Genomic DNA, 23,320 nt, shown 5'->3' with positions numbered 1-23,320 from the left:
AATGAGCATCAGTCCCAGGACAATTAAACGGTGCCATTTAACGGCAGCTATAATATGGTTCATTCTCGCTATCCCTTCCGTAATATGGTGGAAGAGCAGCGTACTATGGGTCATTATCATCAGCATCTACGCTAATATTGTCGGCCATTTGTCTGGTTACAGTGCCGCGCGTGCCGATCAGGCTGCTGAAAGTGAGACCAAATAAGCGAACCCTAATGAGGATACAATGATGAATCACGTAGAACACTACCATGACTGGCTACGCGATGCCCATGCGATGGAAAAGCAAGCCGAATCTATGCTGGAATCCATGGCCAGCCGTATTGATAATTATCCTGATGTTCGCGCCAGAATTGAGCAGCATATTAATGAGACAAAACGGCAAATTACCTTGCTGGAAGAAATCCTCGACCGGAATGATATTTCTCGTTCAGTTTTAAAAGACTCGATGAGCAAAATGGCGGCGCTGGGGCAGTCCATCGGCGGCATGTTCCCGTCTGATGAGATCGTTAAGGGGTCGATCAGCGGCTATGTTTTCGAACAGTTTGAAATCGCCTGCTATACCTCCCTGCTCGCGGCGGCGAAAAAAGCGGGCGATACCGCCTCGATACCCGCTATTGAAACGATCCTCGCCGAAGAGCGCGAAATGGCCGACTGGTTGATTCGTCATATTCCGCAGACCACGGAACAGTTCCTGCTGCGTTCAGACGCATCGGGCGTCGAAGCAAAAAAATAATCAGGGAGAATCGCCATGTTCCGACACGTTAAACAGCTGCAATACACGGTTCGCGTTGCTGAACCGAACCCAGGCCTCGCCAATCTTTTACTGGAACAGTTCGGTGGGCCGCAGGGCGAACTGGCTGCCGCCTGCCGGTACTTTACGCAAGGATTGAGCGATGACGATCCGGGCCGTAAAGATATGCTGATGGATATCGCGACCGAGGAGTTAAGCCACCTCGAAATCATCGGTACCCTGGTGGGCATGCTGAATAAAGGCGCGAAAGGCGCGCTGGCGGAAGGGGTGGAAAACGAGGCCGAGCTGTATCGGTCCATGACCGAAAACGGCAATGACAGCCATATTACCTCCCTGCTCTACGGTGGTGGCACCCCGCTCACTAACTCTGCGGGCGTGCCCTGGACGGCGGCCTACGTGGACACCATCGGCGAGCCAACGGCGGACCTGCGCTCAAACGTGGCAGCAGAGGCAAGAGCGAAAATCATCTATGAACGTCTGATCAACGTGACCGACGATCCCGGCGTAAAGGATGCCCTGGCGTTTCTGATGACGCGCGAGGCGGCGCATCAGCTCTCCTTTGAGAAGGCGCTGCAGTCTATCCGTAATAATTTCCCGCCGGGAAAATTGCCGCCAATCGAGGAATTCACCAACAAGTACTACAATATGTCTGAAGGTGGAGAGGTTCGCGGAAGCTGGAACAGCGATAAACATTTCGATTACGTTGAGTCCCCCCAGCCTGCGGTTGACGGCGGCGATGGCAGCGCAAGCGTCACGCTCACAACCGAACAGGCAACCCTGGTCAAGGCGATGTCTGCCCGTACGAAGTCCGATCCACATTCCGACCCGCTGACCGGTGCCGAGCTGGGTGCCGGTAAGACTAAACCGTAATCGGTTTTGCCGGGCAGCCATAAACTGCCCGGCAATTCTCGTGCCCCATCGTTTCAGAGGTACGGACCATGTTCGAACTCGACGCGTTCCATCTGGCCAGAATTCAGTTCGCTTTTACCGTCTCGTTTCATATCCTTTTTCCTGCGATCACCATCGGCCTCGCCAGCTATCTGGTTGTGCTGGAGGGCATGTGGCTGCGCACCAAAAACGACGTCTGGCGATCGTTGTACCATTTCTGGCTCAAGATATTTGCCGTTAACTTCGGTATGGGGGTCGTTTCCGGATTGGTCATGGCGTACCAGTTTGGCACCAACTGGAGCGGATTCTCACAGTTCGCGGGCAGTATCACCGGTCCACTCCTCACCTATGAAGTCTTAACCGCTTTCTTCCTGGAAGCCGGTTTCCTGGGTGTAATGATGTTCGGCTGGAATAAGGTTGGCCCGGGCCTGCACTTCTTTTCCACCTGCATGGTCGCGCTCGGCACCTTAATGTCGACCTTCTGGATCCTCGCCTCCAACAGCTGGATGCATACGCCGCAGGGGTTCACCATCGAGAACGGACAGGTCATTCCGCAAGACTGGCTGGCAATCGTCTTTAACCCCTCCTTCCCTTATCGCCTGATTCATATGGCTATTGCCGCGTTTCTGAGCAGCGCGCTGTTTGTTGGCGCGTCGGGTGCCTGGCACCTGCTGCGCGGTAACGATACGCCCGCCATCCGGACCATGTTCTCGATGGCCATGTGGATGGCGCTACTGGTCGCCCCCATCCAGGCTGTTGTGGGCGATATGCACGGCCTGAACACGCTTGAGCATCAGCCCGCCAAAATCGCCGCCATTGAGGGACACTGGGAAAATCCGCCCGGCGAGGCCACCCCACTGCTGCTGTTTGGCCTGCCGGATATGGAGGAGGAACGCACCAAATACGGCCTCGAGATCCCCGCGCTCGGCAGCCTGATCCTGACGCATAGCCTGGATAAACAGGTTCCGGCCCTGAAAGATTTCCCGAAAGAAGATCGCCCAAACTCGACCATCGTTTTCTGGTCGTTCCGCATCATGGTCGGGATGGGGCTGCTGATGATTACCCTCGGTCTGCTCAGCCTCTGGCTACGCTACCGTCACCGGCTTTTCCACTCGCGCCCGTTCCACTGGTTTGCGCTCTGCATGGGGCCAGCGGGGCTGCTGGCGCTGCTCGCCGGCTGGGTAACCACCGAAGTGGGCCGTCAACCGTGGGTGGTCTATGGTTATCTGCGCACGATTGATGCGGTCTCCCTGCACAGTACTCTGCAAATGAGCATCAGCTTGCTGGCCTTCTTCGTTGTCTACTCGTCGGTGTTCGGCGTGGGGTATGTTTACCTCATCAGGTTGATTAAGAAAGGTCCGCAGCCCGTCGATACGCTGACGTCAAACACGTCGGGCACTCCCGCCCGTCCGCTGTCTGCCGCGGAGTCCGTTTCAGAACAGGAGAGAATCTGATGGGCGTTGATATCGCTGTTATCTGGTTTGCCATCATCGTCTTTGCCACGCTGATGTACATCATTATGGATGGCTTTGATTTGGGCATCGGTCTGCTGTTCAACTTCGTGGGCGATGCCAGGGAACGCGATGTGATGGTTAACAGCGTGGCCCCGGTGTGGGACGGTAACGAAACCTGGCTGGTGCTCGGCGGCGCGGGATTGTTCGGCGCGTTTCCGCTGGCCTACGCGGTGATTATTGATGCGTTGACCATCCCCCTCACCGCCATGCTCATCGGCCTCATCTTTCGCGGCGTCGCCTTTGAGTTCCGTTTTAAAGCGACGCCCTCACACCGCAAATTCTGGGACTACTCCTTCGCAGGCGGGTCCTTGCTCGCCACCTTCAGCCAGGGGATCGTCGTAGGGGCAGTGATCAATGGCTTTGACGTGGAAGGCCGGCGCTTTGTCGGCTCTGCGCTTGACTGGCTGACGCCCTTCAATCTTTTCTGTGGCATCGGGCTGGTCGTTGCCTATACGCTGCTGGGGACCACCTGGCTCATAATGAAAAGCGAAGGCGCACTGCAAAACCGCATGCGCGAGCTGACGCGCCACGTGCTGCTGGCACTGGTGGTGGTTATTGCGGTGGTCAGCGTCTGGACGCCGCTTGGCTGGCAGTACGTGGCCGACCGCTGGTTTACCTTGCCCAACTTCTTCTGGTTCCTGCCGGTTCCCCTGCTGGTAGGGCTGTTTACGGTGCTGATCTGGCGGCTGACCCGCAACCCGGCCAGCCACTCGCGTCCGTTCCTGCTCACGCTGGGGCTGATCTTCCTCGGTTTTAGCGGCCTGGGTATCAGCCTGTGGCCAAACATTATTCCGCCCCATATCACCCTGTGGGAAGCCGCGGCACCGCCCGCCAGCCAGCTATTTATGCTGGTCGGCACCCTGCTGATCATTCCGGTGATTCTGGTGTACACCGCCTGGAGCTACTACGTCTTCCGGGGCAAAGTGTCGGATACTGAAGGCTATCACTGAGGAACGCTATGACAGACTGGCATACACGGGCCATTATTTATCAAATTGATACCGCACTGTTTTATGATATGAACGGCGATGGTTGTGGAGACATCGCCGGAATTGCGGCCAAGCTGCGTTATATCCGCCGCATGGGCGCGACGGTTATCTGGATCACCCCATTTTACCTCACCCCCTTTCTGGACGAAGGCTACGACGTTAGCGACCATCTGCAGGTGGATCCGCGCTTCGGTAAACTGGCCGATATCATCGCCTTTATCGAACAGGCCCGGGAGCTGGGCATGCAGGTCATAATTGAGCTGCTGATCCAGCATACCTCAGACGCGCATCCGTGGTTCCAGCAGGCCCGCCGAAACCCGGCATCCCCCTATCGTGATTACTACCTCTGGTCGGACAACGACGATGACGACACGCCCCCAATGTTTCCCGGCGTGGAAAAGAGCGTCTGGAGCTGGGACGACGAGGCGGGACAGTACTACCGGCATATGTTTTATCGCCATGAGCCGGATCTGAACCTGACCTCGCCTGCGGTACTTAAAGAGATTGAGAACATCATTCTGTTCTGGCTTAAGCTGGGGGTGTCGGGCTTTCGCCTGGATGCCGCCACCCACCTCACCAGACAGGCAGGAAACGGTGACGAAAAAAAAGGGCTGTGGATCCTGGAGCATATGCGCCGTCTTATTGAGCAACGTAATCCAGACGCGATCCTGCTTGGTGAAGTCGACGTCGACGTCAAGACATATAAAGACTACTTCGGCAATAACGATCGCCTGAATCTGGTGCTCAATTTCTGGCTCAATAAGTATTTCTACGTCAGCCTGGCGAGGAAAAGCGCCCGTCCGCTGCGTAATGCGGTGAAAAAGATGATCGTCCCGCCCGACTCATGCTGTTTTGCCAACTGGCTGCGCAATCATGACGAGCTGGATCTGGAGGGCATTAGTCAGAAAGATAAGCAGTTTGTCCTTGATACCTTCGCCCCTGACGAAGAGATGAACGTCTATCAGCGCGGGATCCGCCGCCGCCTGGCGCCGATGCTGAATGGCGATCACAAGCGACTGGCGTTCTGTCACGCCGTGCTCTTTTCCCTGCCGGGTGTCCCGGTGATGCGCTACGGGGATGAGATCGGCATGGGCGACGACCTGGAACTGGAAGAGCGTTACGCCGTTCGTACGCCGATGCAGTGGGCCGGATCGGCGGGGGGCGGTTTTTCCGCGGCCAATCCGGAAAAATTTATTGCCCCCATCATCGATCGCGGCCCGTATCGCTATCAGAAAATCAACGTCGCTGATTCGCTGCTTCACCGCAACTCGCTTCTGCACCGAATCATGGATATTGCCAATACCCGCTCAGAGTTCCCCGAAATTGCCGTTGCGCCCTTTCGTCTCATTACCCTCGATCATGACGCGGTGCTGGGGCTGTATTACGAGACCGATGAACGCAGCATCCTGACCTTCGTCAACTTCAGCGACCAGCCGGTGAAGTTCGCCGCAAAAGGGATCCGCAATGCCACCTGGACTGCCTGTCTCTCGGACAAACGCTACGACGACGCGCTGGTGTGCGGCAAAACCGTCGAGCTCACTCTTGGCGGCTACGGTTACCGCTGGTTCTGGACCCACCGTAGCGCGCTGCGCTGATTATCTTCTCCCTCGAATTATCAGGCGGGTCAGCATAATCCCCGCCACCGCGAGGGCGCCCAGTGCCACCTTGCCAGGCATACCGGAGGTGACAGACGGGGCTCGGTTCTTCGCCTCGTCTGTAAAACGGCCATGGATTTTGTGCAGATCATTAACCGGCTGGTCAAGATAGTCCCGGCGATCCGGTGCGTTCAGATCGTCGGTCATCTGACCTTCCCAGGCTTTTTTAACCATCAGCCGGTCAAGTAAACCCGGGAAAAGAAATTGCCCGACGATCGACTGAATCGTGCTGCTTCCCACCCACAGTTCCCGTACCGGTTTTTGTGCAACCTTAAAGATGGCGCGGGCGGCGACTTCGGGCTCAAAAACCGGTGGCACCGGGCGCATCGCCCAGGCGAACTTATTCCTCGCCCATTCGAACTGCGGCGTGTTAAGCCCCGGCATCTGAACCATCGAAAGCTGAACCCGGCTGTTTTCATGCATCAGTTCGGTACGCACCGCATCGGTGAAGCCGCGGATCGCCGCTTTGGCGCCACAGTAAGCGGACTGCAAAGGAATGGAACGGTAGGCCAGCGCGGATCCCACCTGGATAATCACGCCTCTGTCGCGGGGCACCATCAGCTCCAGCGCGGCGCGAGTGCCGTTGACAAAGCCGAGGTAGGTCACGTCAGTCACACGACGAAACTCATCCGGCGTAAGGGTGCGAAACGGTGCCAGCACGGCGCCCATGGCATTGTTAACCCACACGTCAATCGCCCCAAGGCGATACTCAATCTCGTTAGCCGCATCCACCACCGCCTGACTGTCGGCGACGTCCGCCTGCACCGCGTGGGCATTGACCCCAAAGCGCTTTAATTCCTCCTGAGTGGAGTGCAGGCTGGCTTCATCGCGGGCGATAAGTCCCACATCGTAGCCCGCCTTTGCAAAGTGCAGTGCCGTGGCTTTTCCCACGCCCGCCGTCCCGCCAGTAATCACTATGACAGCCATACAACCTCCACGTGAATTTACCCGATATTGTCGTCCGACAAGGTTGTTACCAGTTCAGCCAGCGCAAAATGCACCGCTTTTTCCACCACGTCCTGACAGTCACCGGAGAAAAGAACGGTCCGGGTTTTCGTCTCGCCGCAAATATTCCAGCCAAAGCAGACCGTCCCTGCCGCCGTCCCATCGTCGCCCCCTTCAGGGCCTGCGTATCCGCTGATGGCAATGCTGATATCCGCCTGGGCCATATCGCGGATACTGGCGGCCATCTCGCCCACCGTCGGTTCGCTGACGGCGGTATAGCGCGCCAGCGTTTCAGAACGCACGCCGAGGATCCGCGCTTTTGCTTCATCGCTGAACACCACCAGCCCGACATCATAAAAATCGGCGGTGTTCTCTTCTGCGCACAACGCGACCGAGAGCTTTCCCCCCGTACAGGATTCCGCCGTGGTTAAGCGCAGCCCGGCATCGGTTAATTTACTCGCCAGCTTTTTCGTTAATTCACTTACGGTATAATGATCGTCGTGAAACAGATTGCTCATTTTGCCGCCTCTTATTTCTCAAAAGGAATGATTGAAATATGCCCATTACGTTCGAATATGGCATATTTGATTTCACTCATTTTTGTAATGCCATTATTCTGACGCGCTGACACCAGAATATCATCACAGGATACGTCGACTTTTTTAAGTTTATCCGCTAACGGCACGCCATTCTCTACCAGAATGACGGGATTACCATCCAGAATATTTTCCACCGGGGAAAAATATTTCTTCATCAACCCAAAGAGAATATCCACTACCACCAGCGTGGTAATCGTTATCATCGCCCCGGTGACAGAAAAGTCCTGCCCCAGAAGCGCCTGCTGCGTGGCTTCACTAATAATTAACAGCAGAATAAGATCAAAGCTGGTCATCTGTAGCAGCGCGCGTCGCCCCGCCACTTTAAATACCACCACGAGAAACAGATAAATCGCCAGCGCACGAAAGACCATATCCATATCAGCCTCCTACGGGTAAATAAATTGCCAGACGGTGATCTCCGGCTCGTTGTTTGCGCGGATGACAGTATTCCACTTACCGGCCCGGGTCGGGGTCGTGAAGTACAACACGGAGAACCTGTCTGACTTCTGGAGCGTGTCATAGACGAAATAGAGGGTTTTCCCACGGCTATACATTCTGTCCGGCTGCGGCCAGACGCTGCCGGGTTCGTAAACGTCGCTGCGCTCGCTGGTGATGCTGAGCGTGAAGTGACCCGCCGTTTTCACCGGAAACGTAAATTGCATCCTTGACTCGGTCTCCCGACGGCCAAAGCGTTCATAGTGAATGGTCAGAGATTTAGCAGAATTGGTCCTGGACGTGTCGCTCACCATGCCGCTGGAAAACAGACCGGCCATCGCTGCGATGATAATACCTAAAAGCAGCACAAAACCCACCTGGCGAAATGCATATTCAAACCTGAGCAAGCGATAACTCTCATCTATCCCGGGTAACTTTTCATTTTCACGCTTCATGGTTGTCGTCACCGTTTCGCTTATTTTATGAGTGTTTTGATTTCAAAAGAGATTGTTTTTAAGACTTATCACATTTGCCACATAAAGGAATAGCAACAATACTTAATAAGTCAAGACACCCAAAAATGAAGGATATCAGATGAAATTATCACTTATTTCCGCTTTTTTGATATTTTTGGTTCCATCAGCATGGGCAGATAATAACGGCGGGTTACAAAAAGGTGACGCGCCGCCCCCGCCTCACGCGCTGGATAGCGGATATCGTGGAACCGATGATGCGCGTATTATGACCATCGATCAGGCAAAACAAATGCATGACGGTGCGACAATTTCATTACGCGGTAATCTTATTGACGGTAGCGGCGATAAGTTTGTATTCCAGGATAAAACCGGAAAAATCGACGTTATTATTCCCCAGGCAGTCTTCGACGGCAGAACGGTAAAACCCGACCAGATGATCAGTATCAACGGTTCGCTTGATAAAAAATCATCTCCTGCCGTCGTCCGTGTTGATCGTTTGCAGAAATAATTCAGCGAAGCGTTAACGCTGCAACTATCCATCAAATCTCACCCCTTGGCTTAAGGAGTCAGCTATGAGTGATACTACACAACGTACGAACGCTTACCCGCAACCCCCGTTCCCGGAACAGCCGCAAACGCCGCCGGGACTGGCATCAGAGATGCAACCTGTACCCGATCATGGGGAAAAAAGCTACAAAGGGCATGGCCGCCTTACCGGCAAAAAAGCGCTGATCACCGGGGGTGACTCCGGGATAGGTCGCGCGGTGGCTATCGCCTATGCCCGTGAAGGGGCTGACGTTGCCATCAACTATTTGCCTGAAGAGGAAAAAGACGCCGCAGAGGTGATCGCGCTGATCAAAGCGGAAGGACGCAAAGCCATCGCGCTGCCGGGGGATATCCGGGATGAAACCTTCTGTCAGAATCTGGTCGAGGAAGCCGTCTCGAAGCTGGGTGGCCTGGATATTCTGATCAATAACGCGGGCCGTCAGCAGTACCGGGAGTCTCTGGAAGAGCTCACCACCGAAGACTTTGACGCGACGTTTAAAACCAACGTTTATGCCCCCTTCTGGATCACCAAGGCGGCGCTGCGCCATCTGAAGGCGTCGTCCGTTATCATTAACACCTCCTCGGTTCAGGCAGTGAAGCCCAGCCCCGTGCTGCTGGACTACGCTCAGACGAAAGCCTGTCTGGCCGTATTTACGAAATCCTTAGCCAAACAGCTGGGCCCAAAAGGCATTCGCGTCAACGCGGTGGCGCCTGGACCGTACTGGACGGTGCTGCAGTCAAGCGGCGGTCAGCCAATGGAAAAAGTGAAGGAGTTTGGCGGCGATACGCCACTGGGGCGTCCGGGACAGCCGGTAGAAATTGCTCCGCTGTACGTCACGCTGGCCTCGGATGCGTGTTCCTATACGTCCGGTCAGGTGTGGTGTTCTGACGGCGGGGATGGCGTGATCTAATGGGTTACTGATGTAACCCCTCGGCAATGAGCAATAAATGAACAAGGACGTTCGCCTGCAGCCCCTCCTGAAAAACATGTTGTAACTCAAACAGATCAAATGTTAAAAATATTTTGCTATCAGGTTATCAAAATTAAACAACTTAACTTGTCACCCGCATCGCTCTGTTTTTAACATCGCCTATGGAAAAAAATGGTCTGTTCAGTCAGCGCATACGCTTGCGCCATTTGCATACATTTGTGGCCGTCGCTCAACAGGGAACGCTGGGGCGAGCGGCTGAAACCCTTAATCTGAGCCAGCCTGCGCTCTCAAAAACCCTTAACGAGCTGGAACAGCTCACCGGCGCCCGTCTTTTCGATCGCGGTCGGTTGGGCGCACAGCTTACCCTTGTGGGCGAACAGTTCCTGACGCACGCCGTTAAGGTGCTGGATGCGCTCAACACCGCAGGCCAGTCCCTGCACAGAAAAGAAGAGCACACCAGTGACGTGGTACGTGTGGGTGCCTTGCCTACCGCAGCGCTGGGCATTTTGCCGCCCGTGATTGGTCAATTCCACAAGCAGCAACGGCATACCACGATTCAGGTTGCCACCATGAATAACACCATGCTGCTCGCGGGGCTTAAATCGGGGGAACTGGATCTGGGTATCGGTCGTATGTCTGACCCTGAACTGATGGGCGGTCTCAATTACGAACTGCTGTTTCTGGAATCCCTAAAGCTGGTGGTGCGTCCCGACCATCCTTTACTGCAGGATACCGTGACGTTAAGCCGCGTCATGGAATGGCCCGTGGTGGTCTGCCCGAAAGGCACCGTCCCGCGCCAGGCCGCCGAAAACTTGCTGCAAATGCAGGGATGTACACTACCCTCAGGGTGTATCGAAACGCTGTCGGCCTCGCTGTCACGCCAGCTCACCCTCGATTATGACTACGTCTGGTTCGTTCCCTCCGGTGCGGTAAAAGATGATTTGCGTCAGGGAACCCTGACCGCTCTGCCGGTGACCGCCCCGGGTGCCGGTGAACCTATCGGCATTTTAACCCGCGTAGACACGCCGCTCTCAACGGGTGCGCAGACGCTGCTGAGCGCCATCCGTAAATCCATGCCGGTGTGAATTCTTCCCTTCACCCTAACCCTCTCCCCAACGGGGCGAGGGATCTGTCCTGTGCGCTAATCAAATAATGCGGAATGATTCATTAACAATTGCGTAAAACAATTTAACAGTTTTATCATAGCCACGAATTCACCAAATGGTTCGTAAATCTTTTGATAAAGATGAATTCACCCGTGTTAATCATTATTCCCGCCGATTTTATTACCCAACTGGTACACCCGGCATAGCGGCGGGATCTAAGGAGACAGAAATGGCATTTGGCAGCGCGCCACGTGGGATACCGCGTATCCTGCAGTGGCTTCTTGCCGGACTGATGTTGCTCATCGGTCTGGCCGTCGGCGGGCTGGGGTTTAAGCTCGCCACCGTGGGCGGAAGTTGTTACTTCCTGATAATGGGCGTGGTAATGGTGATTGCCGCGATCCTGATTTTCCTCAATCGCACCAGCGGGATTGTCCTTTACAGCATCGCGTTTATTGCCTCGCTGGTCTGGGCGGTAAGCGATGCGGGCTGGGATTTCTGGCCGCTCTTCTCCCGCCTGTTTACCTTCGCCGTACTGGCTTTCCTTTGTGCCATCGTCTGGCCTTACCTGCGTGGAGCAAACCACAATTCCCCCAACAAGGCGCCTGCTTTTAGCGTTGCGGCGGTCCTGGCCGTGGCGATGCTGGTCAGCCTTGGCTGGATGTTTAAGCCCCAGACTCTCGTGGCGGCGAATGAACCCGTTCCGGTTAAACCCGTCGCACCCGGTGAGCAGCAAAAGAACTGGGCGCACTGGGGCAACACCACACACGGTGACCGCTTCGCCGCACTGGATCAAATTAACAAGCAAAACGTCAGCGAACTGAAAGTCGCCTGGGTTGCCCATACCGGCGATATTCCACAGAGCAACGGCTCTGGCGCGGAAGACCAGAACACGCCTTTACAGATTGGCGATACGCTGTACGTTTGTACCCCGTACAGTAAAGTGCTGGCGCTGGACGTGGACTCCGGGAAAGAAAAATGGCGCTACGATTCTAAAGCCACCGCGCCTAACTGGCAGCGATGCCGCGGTCTGGGCTATTTTGAAGACCACCAGAACGTGACAACGTCACAGGAAACCGCGCAGCCTGCCGCATGCCCTCGCCGTCTGTTCCTGCCGACCACCGATGCCCGCCTGATTGCCATCAATGCGGATAACGGCAAGGTCTGCGAAGATTTTGGCGACCACGGCACCGTGGATCTGAGCATCGGTATGGGTGAGATCAAGCCGGGATATTATCAGCAGACCTCCACGCCGCTGGTCGCCGGGAACGTGGTCGTCGTCGGCGGTCGCGTCGCGGATAACTTCTCCACCGGCGAACCCCCGGGCGTGGTACGTGCGTATGACGTTCACACCGGTAAGCTGGCCTGGGCGTGGGATCCGGGTAACCCGAACCTGACCGGCCTGCCGCCGGAAGGACAGACCTACACCCGCGGTACGCCAAATGTCTGGTCGGCCATGTCTTACGACGCCAAACTGAACCTGATTTATCTGCCAACCGGCAACGCCACCCCGGATTTCTGGGCGGGTGAGCGTACCGCGCTGGACGATAAATACAGCTCTTCTATCGTCGCCGTTGATGCCACCACCGGCCAGGTGCGCTGGCATTTCCAGACCACCCACCACGATCTGTGGGACTTCGACCTGCCTTCCCAGCCGCTGCTGTACGACCTGCCTGACGGCAAAGGCGGCACCACGCCTGTACTGGTGCAGACCAGCAAGCAGGGCATGATCTTTATGCTCAACCGCGAAACCGGTAAGCCTGTCGCGAAGGTAGAAGAGCGTCCGGTACCGGCTGGTAACGTTGAAGGTGAACGCTACTCACCCACCCAGCCGTATTCCGTCGGCATGCCAATGATTGGCAACCAGACGCTGACTGAATCCGACATGTGGGGCGCGACGCCTGTCGACCTGCTGCTGTGCCGTATTCAGTTTAAAGAGATGCGTCATCAGGGCGTCTTCACCCCGCCGGGTCTTGACCGTTCCCTGCAGTTCCCTGGCTCGCTGGGCGGAATGAACTGGGGCAGCGTCTCGGTTGACCCGAACAACAGCCTGATGTTCGTCAACGATATGCGCCTCGGACTGGCAAACTACATGGTGCCGCGCGCTAACGTGGCGAAAGACGCCAGCGGCATTGAGATGGGCATCGTCCCGATGGACGGCACGCCGTTCGGCGCAATGCGTGAACGTTTCCTGTCGCCGCTCGGCATTCCGTGCCAGAAACCGCCGTTCGGCACCATGTCCGCGGTCGATCTGAAATCCGGCAAACTGGTGTGGCAGGTGCCTGTCGGTACGGTGGAAGACACCGGCCCTCTGGGCATTCGCATGCACATGCCTATCCCAATCGGGATGCCAACGCTGGGCGCGTCGCTCTCAACCCAGTCCGGCCTGCTGTTCTTCGCCGGTACTCAGGATTTCTACCTGCGTGCGTTTGATACCGCCACCGGAAAAGAGATCTGGAAAGACCGACTGCCGGTTGGCAGCCAGTCCGGCCCGATGACTTACGTCTCACCGAAAACCGGTAAACAGTACATCATCATTAACGCCGGGGGCGCTCGCCAGTCACCGGATCGCGGTGATTACGTTATCGCATACGCGTTACCTGATAAGAAATAAGCTGTGAAAAAGGGACCGAAGGGTCCCTTTTTTTGTAGGTCGATTTTGTAGGTCGGGTAAGCGAAGCGCCACCCGACACTGCTGGCGACTCAGAACGTCTCCCAGTTATCTCCGGAAACCGTCGCCGCCGGGCGCAACGGCGCGTTCTTCGCCACTGGCACAGACGTCACCGCGCGGCCAGGCTTCGCGCCGCTTAAACGAAATGCCCCCACAGCCTCGGTCAGACGTGCGCCCTGTTCTTCCAGGGATGCCGCGGCTGCGGATGCTTCTTCCACCAGCGAGGCGTTCTGCTGGGTCACTTTATCCATCTCCGAAATCGCCTGGCTGACCTGCACAATACCGCGGCTCTGCTCATCCGATGCGGCGGCAATTTCCAGCATGATGTCGGTCACGCGCTTAACCGCGTCGACGATTTCATTCATGGTGTTACCCGCAGCCACCACCTCACCCGACCCCTGATCGATAAGGGAAACCGACTCATTGATCAGGCTTTCGATCTCTTTTGCCGCGTTGGCGCTACGGCTTGCCAGCGTACGCACTTCACTGGCTACCACCGCAAATCCACGCCCCTGTTCACCCGCGCGCGCCGCTTCTACCGCCGCGTTCAGTGCCAGAATATTGGTCTGGAAAGCAATGCTGTTAATCACGGCGGTAATCTCAGAGATCTTCTTCGAACTGCTGGAGATGTTGCCCATCGTTTTGACCACGCCGGAGACCATCTGGCCGCCACGGCTGGCTTTTCCGGAGGCATCTTCCGCCAGCTTGCTGGCATGATGCGCGTTATCAGCGTTCTGTTTCACCGTGGCGGTTAACTGTTCCATGCTCGCGGCGGTCTGCTCAATGGCCGCGGCCTGCTGCTCGGTGCGCGAAGAGAGGTCAGTATTACCGGCAGAAATCTCGCTGGTTCCGCGATAGATCTCCTCCGCGCCCTGACGCACGGTGCCAACCGTTGTTTCGAGGGAGTGCTGCATGGTTTGCAGATCGCGCGTCAGACGGCCAATTTCGCTGCGTCCGGCCACATCGTCCGGCATCGTCAGGTCACCTTTTGCAATATTCTCGATACGTTTCGCGGCACGCTGTAGCGGATGAATGACCGTGCGGCGCAGCACAACGAAGGTCATCGCGGTCAATACCAGCGCCAGCACAAACGCGCCCACCATAAACATCAGCCCCAGCTGCGTGCGGCTGTGCGCCTGCGCCGTTAGCGCATTGGCACGGTCGGTGCGGATCTTAATCGCCTTCAGCAGCACGGCATTGTAAGCGTCATCCAGCGGGCGCGCGGTTTCATTTTCGTGGTTGATGATAGCTTCGAACATGCCGTTTTTGGCAAATTTGACCATCGGCTGCATGCCCGCGATATAGGCGTCGTAGCGCGCTTTCAGGTCAGCATCCAGCGCTTCGTCTTCAGCGGTACGCACGGAGCGATTCATATACGCGTTAAAGCTATCCTGGGACTGCTTGATACGCGTTTCCGCCTCGCTGATGTTCTGCTTCATCGCATCCATCTCTGCGATACGGCTTGCCGCGCCGGCGTGGATCAGATTGATACGCGCGGTGCGCAGATGGTTTGAGCTGTTCGACAGCCCCATACGCACCTGAATCTCAGATGTGACATCCTGCAGATCCTTATCGGCCTGCAGCAGGAAATATCCCGCCAGACCCGAGCTCAAGGCAAACAGCAAAATAATGCCACCGAGAATGGAGGAAAACAGCGGAACCAGCCTGATGTGATGCAAGAAGCCCAGCTTACGCTGCGCCTGCATCGAAGTAGTGTTGTCCATGACCGTCGACTCTCTTATAGGTAAGATGCGTAAAAACACGCCTGTTAGATAGTCATCGGCACGGCAGAGATTTAGATTACGGCTAAAAACGCCGCACTGGTCACACTTTAGAGAAGATTATTAAAGAAATGCCAGCGGCTAAAAACCGCTGGCAGAAGAGTTACTTGTCGCCGAAATGAATAACGGTACGGATAGATTTTCCGTCGTGCATCAGATCAAACGCTTCGTTGATCTGCTCTAGCGGCAAACGGTGAGTAATGAACGGATCGAGCTGAATCTTACCGACCATCGCATCTTCAACCATCCCCGGAAGCTGTGTACGGCCCTTCACGCCGCCAAACGCGGAGCCGCGCCACACGCGTCCGGTGACCAGCTGGAATGGACGGGTTTTAATCTCCTGACCCGCGCCGGCCACACCAATAATGATGCTCTCGCCCCAGCCTTTGTGGCAGCATTCCAGCGCGGAACGCATGACGTTAACGTTGCCGATACACTCAAAGCTGAAGTCCACGCCGCCGTCGGTCATCTCAACAATGACATCCTGAATCGGTTTTTCGTGATCTTTCGGGTTAACGAAATCTGTCGCGCCCATTTCACCCGCCAGTTTGAATTTCTCCGGGTTAGTGTCGACCGCAATAATACGCCCGGCCTTCGCCTGCACCGCGCCCTGAATCACCGCCAGACCAATGCCGCCGAGACCGAACACCGCCACGGTATCCCCCTCTTTGACTTTTGCCGTGTTATGGACCGCGCCAATGCCGGTCGTCACGCCGCAGCCCAGCAGGCAGACTTTATCCAGCGGCGCCTGCGGGTTCACCTTCGCCAGAGAGATCTCCGCGCAAACGGTATACTCGCTGAAGGTGCTGGTGCCCATGTAGTGGTAAATCGGCTCGCCGTTATAAGAGAAACGGGTCGTCCCGTCAGGCATCAGCCCTTTGCCCTGCGTGGCGCGAACAGCCTGGCAGAGGTTGGTCTTGCCGGATTTACAGAACTTACACTCGCCGCATTCCGCCGTGTACAGCGGGATAACGTGATCGCCAGGCTTCAGGCTGGTCACGCCCTCGCCCACCTCCACCACGATCCCGCCGCCTTCGTGTCCCAGTACCGCCGGGAAAACACCTTCCGGATCGTCGCCGGACAGCGTGAACGCATCGGTATGGCAAACGCCGGTATGGGTAATTTTGATCAGCACTTCGCCTTTTTTCGGTGGTGCGACGTCGATTTCAACGATTTTCAGCGGCTGGCCGGGGCCAAATGCAACAGCAGCGCGAGATTTCATAGGTCTTCCCTTTTTGTCAGGTGTGTGGGTTTATTTTAGATAAGAGCGCAGCAAATGGCCGACTTCTGCCATGCGCACGGCTCGCTGATCCGGCGTTGTCTCTCCCGTCACCAGCTCATCTTTGAGATGAATTTCTACCATTTCGCCCATCAGGCCATTGGCAGCACCGCGCACGGCGGCAATTTGCTGCAGGATAGCCAGACAGGGATCGCCCGACTCCAGTGCGCGTTCAAGGGCATCGACCTGGCCCCGAATGCGACGGACGCGAGTAAGAATACGTTTTTTATCTTCGGGTGAATGCGGCATACGCCCTCCTAATACTATAGGGGGGTATGGTATCAATGAAATCAACTTTCTGTAAACATTAAGTTTCAAACGAGAATCACATCTTTTATGAATAACCACCCTAAGAGAATGGGTAATATCTCTCAACGTGAAATAAGGAGGTTGTATGACGTATTACAATTTTACTGATTGTGAACAACAAAGTCGCTTTAGCAAAAATAAGCACGTTCCCGTTCCACACGCTGCAATGCGCAAATACTACGAGTGGCGGAGAAAGGTCCGGGATTTTGGACATGATCCGAAGACGGCGGCTAACTCTGTGTGTGATGCAAATCCAGAGAAGCTGCACGGGGATACCTATTCGTTCAGGCTGACCCAAGAACATCGCGTTGTTTATACAAAAATCGGTTGCAACATCACCGTACATTCCATCGGTGGACATTACGTAAGACAATAACATCCTGGTGAGAAATCCATATAAAAAAGCCCTGACTTTAATCAGGGCTATAAAATGCGTATATAGCGGGCTATTCTGTGTTCACTTTTTACTCTTTTAGCACGCGTATTTCATCAAGCAGCCACTGTCTAAGAATTCGTATTTTATATGAATCCTTATTATCTGAACGGTAAACGAGATCGTATCCCCGCTCCGCCTGAAGTGTGTATTGCGGAAACGGCACAACAAGCCTTCCGGCAGCGACATCATCGGCAATCAGAACACTGCGGCCAAGAGCCACACCTTCACCCCGTATAGCGGCTTCAGTCGCCATGCTGCCGAGGGTCCATACGGGTCCCTGATGGCATTTGAAATTTTTTTCTCCGGCCATTTCAAACCATGCCTCCCAGTTCGCCAGCATTCTGTATTCATGAAGGAGAACGCAGTTTGAAAGTTCCTTAATGTCTTTCAGACCGTTATGTTCCCTTAAAAAACCCGGGCTACAGACAGGGGTGACGGTTTCATTCAAGATACGCTCAGAAGTCACGTCGCGATAATTGCCCAGGCCGTAACGAATTGCAGCATCTACCTGACCGTCGTTGAGATCCACATTAATGTCAGTGACGTCGAGCTCAATATCAAATTCAGGATATTGCTGCCTGAAACGACTAAGACGCGGGGCCAGCCACTTACTGGCAAAGGATACCGTTGTACTGATACGCAAACTTTTTGCCGGATTTCTTCCGCGCAAACGCTCGGACTCCCTCAATAAATCACTAAGAAGGCGGGTAACCGCAAGGTGGAATTCAGCCCCCTCCTCCGTCAGGATTATCTGTCGTGTAAGTCTTCGAAATAGCTTCATCCCCAGATGCTCTTCGAGCTTCCGGATTTGCCGGCTTATCGCGCCATGCGTAACGTGCATCTCCGCTGCCGCCAGCGTCATGCTGGAGAGCCTGGCAGTGGCTTCAAAAGCCCGGAGAGTTTGCAGTGGTGGGAGACGATCTAACATCATACGTGTGATAATAATTCACACGTAGTGTGAGAACAAATGATTTGTCAGGCCATCGTCCCAAAATCAAAATCGGCAAAAACAACCATTTCATTTTCATAATGATAATCGGAGGGATAGTGGAAAGTTTGTTCGTATACGGGACGCTTGGCCCTGGTCGGCCTAATGCTCATATTCTTGAGAGTATCGGTGGTACCTGGCAGAAAGGGCACGTTGGCGGTTCTCTGATAAATAAAGGCTGGGGTGCTGAGATGGGGTATCCGGGGATCGTGCTGGATGATTCAGGTAATCGTGTTCAAGGTTTTATTTTTACTTCAGTGAATTTGCCTAATCACTGGGATGTACTCGATGAATTTGAAGGCGCTGAATATGAGCGTGTACCGGTAGACGTGACGACTTCTAGCGGGCAGACAATAAAATCGTGTGTTTATATGCTTAAATCCTGAGCTCACAGGCGGCGCAGATGCCGGGCACGCTGTGACCTTGCACGGAGAGAGGAACATTGCGCAAGATCGGTCAGGATCCTGCCCTAACGCTCGGGCAAAGTAGATCATCAGGAGGATGTCATGAACGATGCAGCCAAATCGGCATACCGTGAGCGCTTATACAGGGTGTGCGACTATATTGCCCACCACCTGGATGAACCGCTCACGCTGGAAAAGCTCAGCGCGATAGCCAGCTCTTCACCTTATCATTTTCATCGTCAGTTTCTGGCGTTCAGTGGTCAGCCGCTGTATCGCTATATCCAGTGGCTACGCCTGCGCCGAGCCTCCTGGCGACTGGCCTTTAATCCGCAGGATAAGGTGATTGATATTGCGCTCGATGCCGGTTTCCAGAACCCCGAATCGTTCAGCCGCGCCTTCAAAACCGCGTTTGGAAAGAGCCCGCGTCAGTTCCGGCAGCAGCCGGACTGGCTAAGCTGGCACCAGCGCGTACCGAAAATGACCTTTCAGGAGCAAAAATCGATGGACGTTAAAATTGTTGATTTCCCCCAAACTCACGTGGCCATGCTGCAACACCGTGGCAGCCCGGATCGGGTTAATGACAGCGCGGCGACATTTATCGCCTGGCGTAAGGCCACGGGGCTATCGCCAGTACGCGAAAGCAGCACGTTTGGCATCGCCTGGGACGACCCGGCAACCACACCTGCCGATGCCTTTCGCTTCGATATCTGTGGCAGCGTTACGGAGGCAGTACCAGAAAATGCGTTCGGGGTTGCCAATGGTGAAATCAAAGGCGGACGATACGCTGTCGGGCGTCACACCGGCTCGCTGGATACGATCTCCAACACGGTATGGGCGATGTTCCGCGACTGGCTACCAGACAGCGGCGAAACGCTGCGCGATGCACCGGTATTTTTCCACTACCTCAATTTTGTCCACGAGGTGCCGGAACATGCGCTGCAAACGGATATCTATCTGCCGTTAAATTAAGACGGATGACTTCCCCCGCCATCAGCTGAACGTCTTACCGCCTGCGCCAGTTTATGCAGTTCCTCCTTAAGCCAGCGGGTCGCCCCCCGCTGGCCGCTGCGTTTATGCGAGTAAATTTTCACTTCAAACGCGCGGATTGAAAACGGTAAAGCAAATATCCTGAGATCCGCAGCCGCGACCAGCTTCTCAGCCGCAAACCGCGGGATCGCCATCAGCAGATCGCTTTGTGCAACGATAAACGGGGCGCTGAGCATCGACGGCGTTTTGATCGCTATGTGCCGGGTATAGCCCAACTGTTCAAGCCGCAGATCCAGAACCCCTTGTTTCTCATTCCAGGGCGTGACCACCAGATGTCGGGCCGCGAGATAATCCTCCAGCGTCAGCCGTGTCCGGCTGGCGTTACTGATGACCACATACTCATCTTCGAACCAGCCTATCTCCTCCAGTTCCGGATGACGAATATCCTCCGAGGTACTGAACCCGAGCGCCAGATCCACTTCCCCGGCTAATAGCTCCGTCAGCGCCGGGCTGTGGGGCAAATAACGCAATTCAAAACGCAAACCAGGGGCAGCATGCTGCAAGGAGTGCATCAGGGTCGGAAAAACGCAAAGCGCGGTAAAATCCGTAATCGCAATGTGTAAGCTCTCGGTACTGCTGGGGGCGTCAAACTCCGGCTGCGGGGTCAGCTCATGATTCAGGAATGACAGTGCGGAAGCGATGGAAGGTGCGAGCTGAGAAGCATACACGCTGGGGGACATACGATGCCCTTCCCGAAAAAAGAGCGGATCGTTCAGCGTCGCGCGCAGACGCGAAAGCGCATGGCTCAGTGCCGATGTGCTCATCGCCAGCTCATCGGCTGCCAGACGAACAGAACGATGGCGGTAAATCGCGTCGAAAACGGGCAACAGGTTTAAATCAAGACGTCGTAAAGCCGGATGCATAATATTCATCATTTGTTGATTTCATTGCACTTAATTCTTCGGACAATACTCCGTATGCTTAACGCCATCAATCGCGAAACAGACAAAAAGCAGGAATAACAATGAGCATTATCCTTCGTCAGGCCCGTCCCGAAGATGCCGCGGCCATTTATGCCATGATCTACGAGCTGGCAGTCTATGAAAAAGCGCCGGAAGAAGTGGTTACCACGCCAGAGGAGATCCGTGAAACGCTCTTTGGCGCGGGAAGTCACACCGAAGCGTTGATCGCTGAGTATGAAGGCGACATCATCGGCTATGCCGTGTTCTTCACCAGCTATTCAACCTGGCTCGGACGCAACGGGATCTATATGGAAGACCTGTACGTTTCCCCGGAGTATCGCGGTAAAGGCGCGGGAAGAGCGTTACTGAAACATATCGCGCAACTCGCGGTAAAGCGGCAGTGTGGTCGCCTGGAATGGAGCGTTCTGGACTGGAACCAGCCCGCCATTGATTTTTACCTGAGCATTGGCGCGCTGCCGCAGTCTGAATGGGTGCGCTATCGCCTTGATGGCGACGCGCTGCTGAGTTTTGCCGAATAACAGCGTCTCTCTGTGCGAGTCCTTTCGCACAGAGATATATCCGAAAACAGCCCTGCCAGGTGCCGAAATTAACCTTTCGTCTCTCATATCTGCAAAGAGCGGCTATCCTTTAATTATCAACACAAGGAGGCAAAGATGTCTGATTTCGGTACTGATAAAAACACCCAGTTTGCTGAAGATAAAGCAAAAAATAAGCTCGATGAAATTGCAGGTTCTGCACAGCAGCAGTTTGGTGAATTCGTCGATTCACCAAAGCACCAGGTAAAAGGCGCGGCTAAAAAATATGCCGCGCAGGCCAGCGATGCGGTTTCTGATGTAACAGAAGCGGTCAGAAATAACCCGCTAACCGGCCTTATCGCCGCCGGTGCCGTCGGTATTGTTCTCGGCCTGCTACTGGGTCGTAAATAATCAAGGCCCTTCGGGGCTTTATTTTTAGCTAAACTGTCTTACCATGCGATCTAATTCCTCCTCCTTCACAGCCCGTGAGAGATAATATCCCTGAAAGTTTTTCACGCCCAGTTCGACTAATTTTTCAAATTTCTCTTCACTGTCCACCCCCTCAGCAATGCAGTCCGTTCCGGTCATGTCGCTGTATATCTGAATCGCTTTAATCAGATTATAATCGTTGTCGTTCGCCACAAAATGCTCGACGATGTCGCGGTCCAGTTTCAACCCGTCAAAATGCACCTGCCTGACAGGAAACATGGTGTGATGGTTAGAGAAACAGTCATCCAGAAACAGTCTGCACCCGGTATTACGCAGATGCCGCATGGTTTCAGGGATCTTCTTGTCTTTGGTCACATCGATATCTTCTGCAAATTCAAAGACAAGCTTTTCCGCCCACTGGGGTTTGAGCAACATGCCGATGGCTTTCCGGGCCATCTCCGGCAACGCTTTCCCGGAAGCGAGACGAGGCGGAATATTGACTGAAAAATAGAATTTCCCATTATATTTATTAATCCCGGACACGGCAGCGTGGATCACCAGGGCCGTTATTTTTAACCATATCTCGTGATTTGAAATGTCATTAAGAAAACAGGCTGGCTTGACTATTTTGCCGTTTTTATTCCAGCGGATCAGTATCTCAAAGCCCACCCCTTTTTTGTCGCGATCGGTAATGATCTGGTAGGCCGGGAAGATCTCCCTTTTCACCAGAGCATTAAAAATATCTGCTTCTTTATCCGTGAATTCTGCTTTAAGACGTTGGTTTTTGTGACTTCTTTCCGCTTTAAAGTTATGCGGATCGTTTAACCATCGTTTAATATAATGTAACTTCTGCACACCTTCCTTACGATGGGTATAAACCGTTTTATTAGAAAGCCCTAGCTTTTCGCACAGATCTTTTACGGACATACCGCGGTAGAAATTTAATAAAACGTCAATTTCTCTTCTTGTAAGCCATTTCAGATTTTCCTGCGGAGAATACCCCAGACAGTGATCGCGTAATAATCGCGAGTGGTCTTTAAACCCCTTATTATGGGTGTGGAAGCAGTTGATGACATCAGAAACGCTGGCGATCCGAATCAGTGATAATTGATGGCTGTTATGTAAAAGGCTACCCAGGGTGCGATATAACCAGCTGTCAGGTATATCACTATAAAGGGTCACGCATCGGATAACAGGCAATGCATTCAGTACGGATGCCAGCCGCGTCAGACTTTCCAGCAGAGTGACAATCCCTTTACCCGGAAACACAACAATGTGAGCTTTTTGATTATTAAGGATATTTTCCCTATCCCTTTGGCAGACATCATCTCCCTCAAAGTGGATATGCGAAGCGTCTATGCCGTACTTTTTCAGGAGCAAAGCATACCCCTGGAAGGTAAAACCGCAGGTTGAGATGACAAACCGCCGATCGTCGCGAGCAACATTTCTGTGAGAAATTTTGTGGGTCATAACCTGCTCCTGGGCACAAAATCGCCATTCTTATTATGAATACGGAATATGTAATACAGCTGGTGTATAGAATAATTTTACAGTACGCCATCAGGTTAAGATACTGTTATCAACGTTCCGCACCGGAACATCTTTGCGTTAATCACTCTCTCTTCTGTCGACAAATGTAAATATATCTTTCTTTTCAAATAACGACGGCAAAACACTGTTTCTCAGGTATAATGAAAATTCC

The 23,320-nt window shown here is 54.2% G+C and carries 25 protein-coding genes; 15 read left to right on the top strand and 10 right to left on the bottom strand.

Features of this window, described 5'->3' with window-relative positions; all coding sequences use genetic code 11:
• Position 1 precedes the first annotated feature (1 nt).
• From ACOTYN_RS10160 to ACOTYN_RS10135, 6 genes are all read left to right on the top strand, one after another.
• Positions 2-205: a hypothetical protein gene (locus tag ACOTYN_RS10160; RefSeq protein WP_023335667.1), complete on the top strand. Its 204-nt coding sequence runs from the start codon at positions 2-4 to the stop codon at positions 203-205.
• A 24-nt stretch (positions 206-229) separates the two neighbouring features.
• Positions 230-736 (top strand): ferritin-like domain-containing protein, encoded by a 507-nt coding sequence (locus tag ACOTYN_RS10155; protein ID WP_014883791.1) that lies wholly within the window; start codon positions 230-232, stop codon positions 734-736.
• A 15-nt stretch (positions 737-751) separates the two neighbouring features.
• Positions 752-1,624, top strand: coding sequence for a manganese catalase family protein (locus ACOTYN_RS10150; RefSeq protein WP_008502274.1), 873 nt, complete (start codon positions 752-754; stop codon positions 1,622-1,624).
• Positions 1,625-1,692: 68 nt separating this feature from the next.
• The gene (locus ACOTYN_RS10145) at positions 1,693-3,096 is read left to right on the top strand and encodes a cytochrome ubiquinol oxidase subunit I (protein ID WP_014883789.1); all 1,404 of its coding nucleotides are present in this window, start codon (positions 1,693-1,695) and stop codon (positions 3,094-3,096) included.
• The gene (cydB, locus tag ACOTYN_RS10140) at positions 3,096-4,106 is read left to right on the top strand and encodes a cytochrome d ubiquinol oxidase subunit II (RefSeq protein ID WP_014883788.1); all 1,011 of its coding nucleotides are present in this window, start codon (positions 3,096-3,098) and stop codon (positions 4,104-4,106) included. The genes ACOTYN_RS10145 and cydB overlap by 1 nt, the downstream gene beginning before the upstream one ends.
• A gap of 8 nt (positions 4,107-4,114) precedes the next feature.
• Positions 4,115-5,740: an alpha-amylase family protein gene (locus tag ACOTYN_RS10135; protein WP_087529312.1), complete on the top strand. Its 1,626-nt coding sequence runs from the start codon at positions 4,115-4,117 to the stop codon at positions 5,738-5,740.
• Here ACOTYN_RS10135 and ACOTYN_RS10130 read toward each other — a convergent pair whose 3' ends face one another.
• Genes ACOTYN_RS10130 through ACOTYN_RS10115 form a run of 4 tightly spaced genes read right to left on the bottom strand, consistent with a single transcriptional unit; the run spans position 5,741 to position 8,234 of the window.
• On the bottom strand, positions 5,741-6,727 hold the full coding sequence (locus ACOTYN_RS10130; protein WP_014883787.1) for an SDR family oxidoreductase: 987 nt from the start codon (positions 6,725-6,727) through the stop codon (positions 5,741-5,743).
• 17 nt (positions 6,728-6,744) lie between these two features.
• Positions 6,745-7,263 carry a 2-oxo-tetronate isomerase gene (locus ACOTYN_RS10125; RefSeq protein ID WP_014883786.1) on the bottom strand — a complete coding sequence of 173 codons (519 nt, stop codon included), beginning with the start codon at positions 7,261-7,263 and terminating at the stop codon, positions 6,745-6,747.
• Between the two features lie 11 nt (positions 7,264-7,274).
• Positions 7,275-7,721 (bottom strand): DUF421 domain-containing protein, encoded by a 447-nt coding sequence (locus ACOTYN_RS10120; protein WP_014883785.1) that lies wholly within the window; start codon positions 7,719-7,721, stop codon positions 7,275-7,277.
• A gap of 9 nt (positions 7,722-7,730) precedes the next feature.
• A complete protein-coding gene (locus ACOTYN_RS10115; RefSeq protein ID WP_014883784.1) occupies positions 7,731-8,234 on the bottom strand; it encodes a hypothetical protein in 504 nt (167 codons plus the stop codon).
• A gap of 139 nt (positions 8,235-8,373) precedes the next feature.
• Between ACOTYN_RS10115 and ACOTYN_RS10110 the strand changes: the two genes are divergently transcribed.
• The 4 genes from ACOTYN_RS10110 (at position 8,374) to ACOTYN_RS10095 (ending at position 13,450) form a co-directional block, all read left to right on the top strand.
• Positions 8,374-8,763 (top strand): YdeI family stress tolerance OB fold protein, encoded by a 390-nt coding sequence (locus ACOTYN_RS10110; RefSeq protein WP_014883783.1) that lies wholly within the window; start codon positions 8,374-8,376, stop codon positions 8,761-8,763.
• Between the two features lie 64 nt (positions 8,764-8,827).
• Positions 8,828-9,712 carry an SDR family oxidoreductase gene (locus ACOTYN_RS10105; protein WP_014883782.1) on the top strand — a complete coding sequence of 295 codons (885 nt, stop codon included), beginning with the start codon at positions 8,828-8,830 and terminating at the stop codon, positions 9,710-9,712.
• A 182-nt stretch (positions 9,713-9,894) separates the two neighbouring features.
• Positions 9,895-10,818, top strand: a complete 924-nt coding sequence (locus tag ACOTYN_RS10100) for a LysR substrate-binding domain-containing protein (RefSeq protein ID WP_014883781.1) — start codon at positions 9,895-9,897, stop codon at positions 10,816-10,818.
• 250 nt (positions 10,819-11,068) lie between these two features.
• Complete coding sequence (locus tag ACOTYN_RS10095; RefSeq protein ID WP_047027361.1) at positions 11,069-13,450, top strand: glucose/quinate/shikimate family membrane-bound PQQ-dependent dehydrogenase; 2,382 nt, start codon at positions 11,069-11,071, stop codon at positions 13,448-13,450.
• An 89-nt stretch (positions 13,451-13,539) separates the two neighbouring features.
• Here the strand turns inward: ACOTYN_RS10095 and ACOTYN_RS10090 are convergent, their stop codons facing one another.
• The 3 genes from ACOTYN_RS10090 to ACOTYN_RS10080 all read right to left on the bottom strand — a co-directional run bounded on the left by ACOTYN_RS10090 (position 13,540) and on the right by ACOTYN_RS10080 (position 16,816).
• Positions 13,540-15,231, bottom strand: a complete 1,692-nt coding sequence (locus ACOTYN_RS10090; protein ID WP_045282085.1) for a methyl-accepting chemotaxis protein — start codon at positions 15,229-15,231, stop codon at positions 13,540-13,542.
• Between the two features lie 160 nt (positions 15,232-15,391).
• A complete protein-coding gene (locus ACOTYN_RS10085) occupies positions 15,392-16,510 on the bottom strand; it encodes an S-(hydroxymethyl)glutathione dehydrogenase/class III alcohol dehydrogenase (RefSeq protein WP_014883778.1) in 1,119 nt (372 codons plus the stop codon).
• Positions 16,511-16,540: 30 nt separating this feature from the next.
• The gene (locus tag ACOTYN_RS10080) at positions 16,541-16,816 is read right to left on the bottom strand and encodes a metal/formaldehyde-sensitive transcriptional repressor (RefSeq protein WP_003857256.1); all 276 of its coding nucleotides are present in this window, start codon (positions 16,814-16,816) and stop codon (positions 16,541-16,543) included.
• A gap of 145 nt (positions 16,817-16,961) precedes the next feature.
• Between ACOTYN_RS10080 and ACOTYN_RS10075 the strand changes: the two genes are divergently transcribed.
• Positions 16,962-17,252: a hypothetical protein gene (locus ACOTYN_RS10075; protein WP_023330379.1), complete on the top strand. Its 291-nt coding sequence runs from the start codon at positions 16,962-16,964 to the stop codon at positions 17,250-17,252.
• Between the two features lie 88 nt (positions 17,253-17,340).
• On the opposite strand, the gene gcvA is transcribed toward ACOTYN_RS10075, so the two are convergent.
• Positions 17,341-18,240 (bottom strand): transcriptional regulator GcvA, encoded by a 900-nt coding sequence (gcvA, locus tag ACOTYN_RS10070; RefSeq protein WP_071922255.1) that lies wholly within the window; start codon positions 18,238-18,240, stop codon positions 17,341-17,343.
• A 119-nt stretch (positions 18,241-18,359) separates the two neighbouring features.
• Between gcvA and ACOTYN_RS10065 the strand changes: the two genes are divergently transcribed.
• Positions 18,360-18,686, top strand: coding sequence for a gamma-glutamylcyclotransferase family protein (locus tag ACOTYN_RS10065; RefSeq protein WP_071922256.1), 327 nt, complete (start codon positions 18,360-18,362; stop codon positions 18,684-18,686).
• A 120-nt stretch (positions 18,687-18,806) separates the two neighbouring features.
• Entirely contained in the window at positions 18,807-19,673 is an 867-nt protein-coding gene (locus ACOTYN_RS10060) for an AraC family transcriptional regulator (protein ID WP_014883776.1), read from the top strand.
• Here ACOTYN_RS10060 and ACOTYN_RS10055 read toward each other — a convergent pair.
• Positions 19,670-20,626: a LysR family transcriptional regulator gene (locus tag ACOTYN_RS10055; protein ID WP_045268121.1), complete on the bottom strand. Its 957-nt coding sequence runs from the start codon at positions 20,624-20,626 to the stop codon at positions 19,670-19,672. The genes ACOTYN_RS10060 and ACOTYN_RS10055 overlap by 4 nt on opposite strands.
• Positions 20,627-20,715: 89 nt before the next feature.
• Here ACOTYN_RS10055 and ACOTYN_RS10050 point away from each other — a divergent pair, with 89 nt between their 5' ends.
• Together ACOTYN_RS10050 and ACOTYN_RS10045 are read left to right on the top strand one after the other, a co-directional pair.
• Complete coding sequence (locus ACOTYN_RS10050) at positions 20,716-21,192, top strand: GNAT family N-acetyltransferase (protein WP_047625442.1); 477 nt, start codon at positions 20,716-20,718, stop codon at positions 21,190-21,192.
• A gap of 135 nt (positions 21,193-21,327) precedes the next feature.
• A complete protein-coding gene (locus ACOTYN_RS10045) occupies positions 21,328-21,600 on the top strand; it encodes a DUF883 family protein (protein WP_014883773.1) in 273 nt (90 codons plus the stop codon).
• A gap of 24 nt (positions 21,601-21,624) precedes the next feature.
• On the opposite strand, the gene ACOTYN_RS10040 is transcribed toward ACOTYN_RS10045, so the two are convergent.
• The gene (locus ACOTYN_RS10040) at positions 21,625-23,088 is read right to left on the bottom strand and encodes an EAL domain-containing protein (RefSeq protein ID WP_071922252.1); all 1,464 of its coding nucleotides are present in this window, start codon (positions 23,086-23,088) and stop codon (positions 21,625-21,627) included.
• Positions 23,089-23,320 lie beyond the last annotated feature (232 nt).

The sequence above is a fragment of the Enterobacter cloacae complex sp. IR5458 genome (assembly GCF_049238025.1).
Lineage (GTDB): Bacteria > Pseudomonadota > Gammaproteobacteria > Enterobacterales > Enterobacteriaceae > Enterobacter > Enterobacter kobei.
Note: the sequence above shows the minus strand (reverse complement) of the source record. Positions and strands in the feature narration are given on the sequence as shown.

What these genes read in the sequence shown, in the direction of transcription:
- ACOTYN_RS10080 (WP_003857256.1), bottom strand. Translation starts at nt 16,816, where the DNA reads ATGCCGCATTCACCCGAAGATAAAAAACGTATTCTTACTCGCGTCCGT.
- ACOTYN_RS10045 (WP_014883773.1), top strand. Translation starts at nt 21,328, where the DNA reads ATGTCTGATTTCGGTACTGATAAAAACACCCAGTTTGCTGAAGATAAA.
- ACOTYN_RS10115 (WP_014883784.1), bottom strand. Translation starts at nt 8,234, where the DNA reads ATGAAGCGTGAAAATGAAAAGTTACCCGGGATAGATGAGAGTTATCGC.
- ACOTYN_RS10050 (WP_047625442.1), top strand. Translation starts at nt 20,716, where the DNA reads ATGAGCATTATCCTTCGTCAGGCCCGTCCCGAAGATGCCGCGGCCATT.
- ACOTYN_RS10110 (WP_014883783.1), top strand. Translation starts at nt 8,374, where the DNA reads ATGAAATTATCACTTATTTCCGCTTTTTTGATATTTTTGGTTCCATCA.
- ACOTYN_RS10120 (WP_014883785.1), bottom strand. Translation starts at nt 7,721, where the DNA reads ATGGATATGGTCTTTCGTGCGCTGGCGATTTATCTGTTTCTCGTGGTG.
- ACOTYN_RS10060 (WP_014883776.1), top strand. Translation starts at nt 18,807, where the DNA reads ATGAACGATGCAGCCAAATCGGCATACCGTGAGCGCTTATACAGGGTG.
- ACOTYN_RS10040 (WP_071922252.1), bottom strand. Translation starts at nt 23,088, where the DNA reads ATGACCCACAAAATTTCTCACAGAAATGTTGCTCGCGACGATCGGCGG.
- cydB (WP_014883788.1), top strand. Translation starts at nt 3,096, where the DNA reads ATGGGCGTTGATATCGCTGTTATCTGGTTTGCCATCATCGTCTTTGCC.
- ACOTYN_RS10075 (WP_023330379.1), top strand. Translation starts at nt 16,962, where the DNA reads ATGACGTATTACAATTTTACTGATTGTGAACAACAAAGTCGCTTTAGC.
- ACOTYN_RS10135 (WP_087529312.1), top strand. Translation starts at nt 4,115, where the DNA reads ATGACAGACTGGCATACACGGGCCATTATTTATCAAATTGATACCGCA.
- ACOTYN_RS10130 (WP_014883787.1), bottom strand. Translation starts at nt 6,727, where the DNA reads ATGGCTGTCATAGTGATTACTGGCGGGACGGCGGGCGTGGGAAAAGCC.
- ACOTYN_RS10145 (WP_014883789.1), top strand. Translation starts at nt 1,693, where the DNA reads ATGTTCGAACTCGACGCGTTCCATCTGGCCAGAATTCAGTTCGCTTTT.
- ACOTYN_RS10105 (WP_014883782.1), top strand. Translation starts at nt 8,828, where the DNA reads ATGAGTGATACTACACAACGTACGAACGCTTACCCGCAACCCCCGTTC.
- gcvA (WP_071922255.1), bottom strand. Translation starts at nt 18,240, where the DNA reads ATGTTAGATCGTCTCCCACCACTGCAAACTCTCCGGGCTTTTGAAGCC.
- ACOTYN_RS10055 (WP_045268121.1), bottom strand. Translation starts at nt 20,626, where the DNA reads ATGATGAATATTATGCATCCGGCTTTACGACGTCTTGATTTAAACCTG.
- ACOTYN_RS10090 (WP_045282085.1), bottom strand. Translation starts at nt 15,231, where the DNA reads ATGGACAACACTACTTCGATGCAGGCGCAGCGTAAGCTGGGCTTCTTG.
- ACOTYN_RS10155 (WP_014883791.1), top strand. Translation starts at nt 230, where the DNA reads ATGAATCACGTAGAACACTACCATGACTGGCTACGCGATGCCCATGCG.
- ACOTYN_RS10160 (WP_023335667.1), top strand. Translation starts at nt 2, where the DNA reads ATGAGCATCAGTCCCAGGACAATTAAACGGTGCCATTTAACGGCAGCT.
- ACOTYN_RS10100 (WP_014883781.1), top strand. Translation starts at nt 9,895, where the DNA reads ATGGAAAAAAATGGTCTGTTCAGTCAGCGCATACGCTTGCGCCATTTG.
- ACOTYN_RS10150 (WP_008502274.1), top strand. Translation starts at nt 752, where the DNA reads ATGTTCCGACACGTTAAACAGCTGCAATACACGGTTCGCGTTGCTGAA.
- ACOTYN_RS10095 (WP_047027361.1), top strand. Translation starts at nt 11,069, where the DNA reads ATGGCATTTGGCAGCGCGCCACGTGGGATACCGCGTATCCTGCAGTGG.
- ACOTYN_RS10125 (WP_014883786.1), bottom strand. Translation starts at nt 7,263, where the DNA reads ATGAGCAATCTGTTTCACGACGATCATTATACCGTAAGTGAATTAACG.
- ACOTYN_RS10085 (WP_014883778.1), bottom strand. Translation starts at nt 16,510, where the DNA reads ATGAAATCTCGCGCTGCTGTTGCATTTGGCCCCGGCCAGCCGCTGAAA.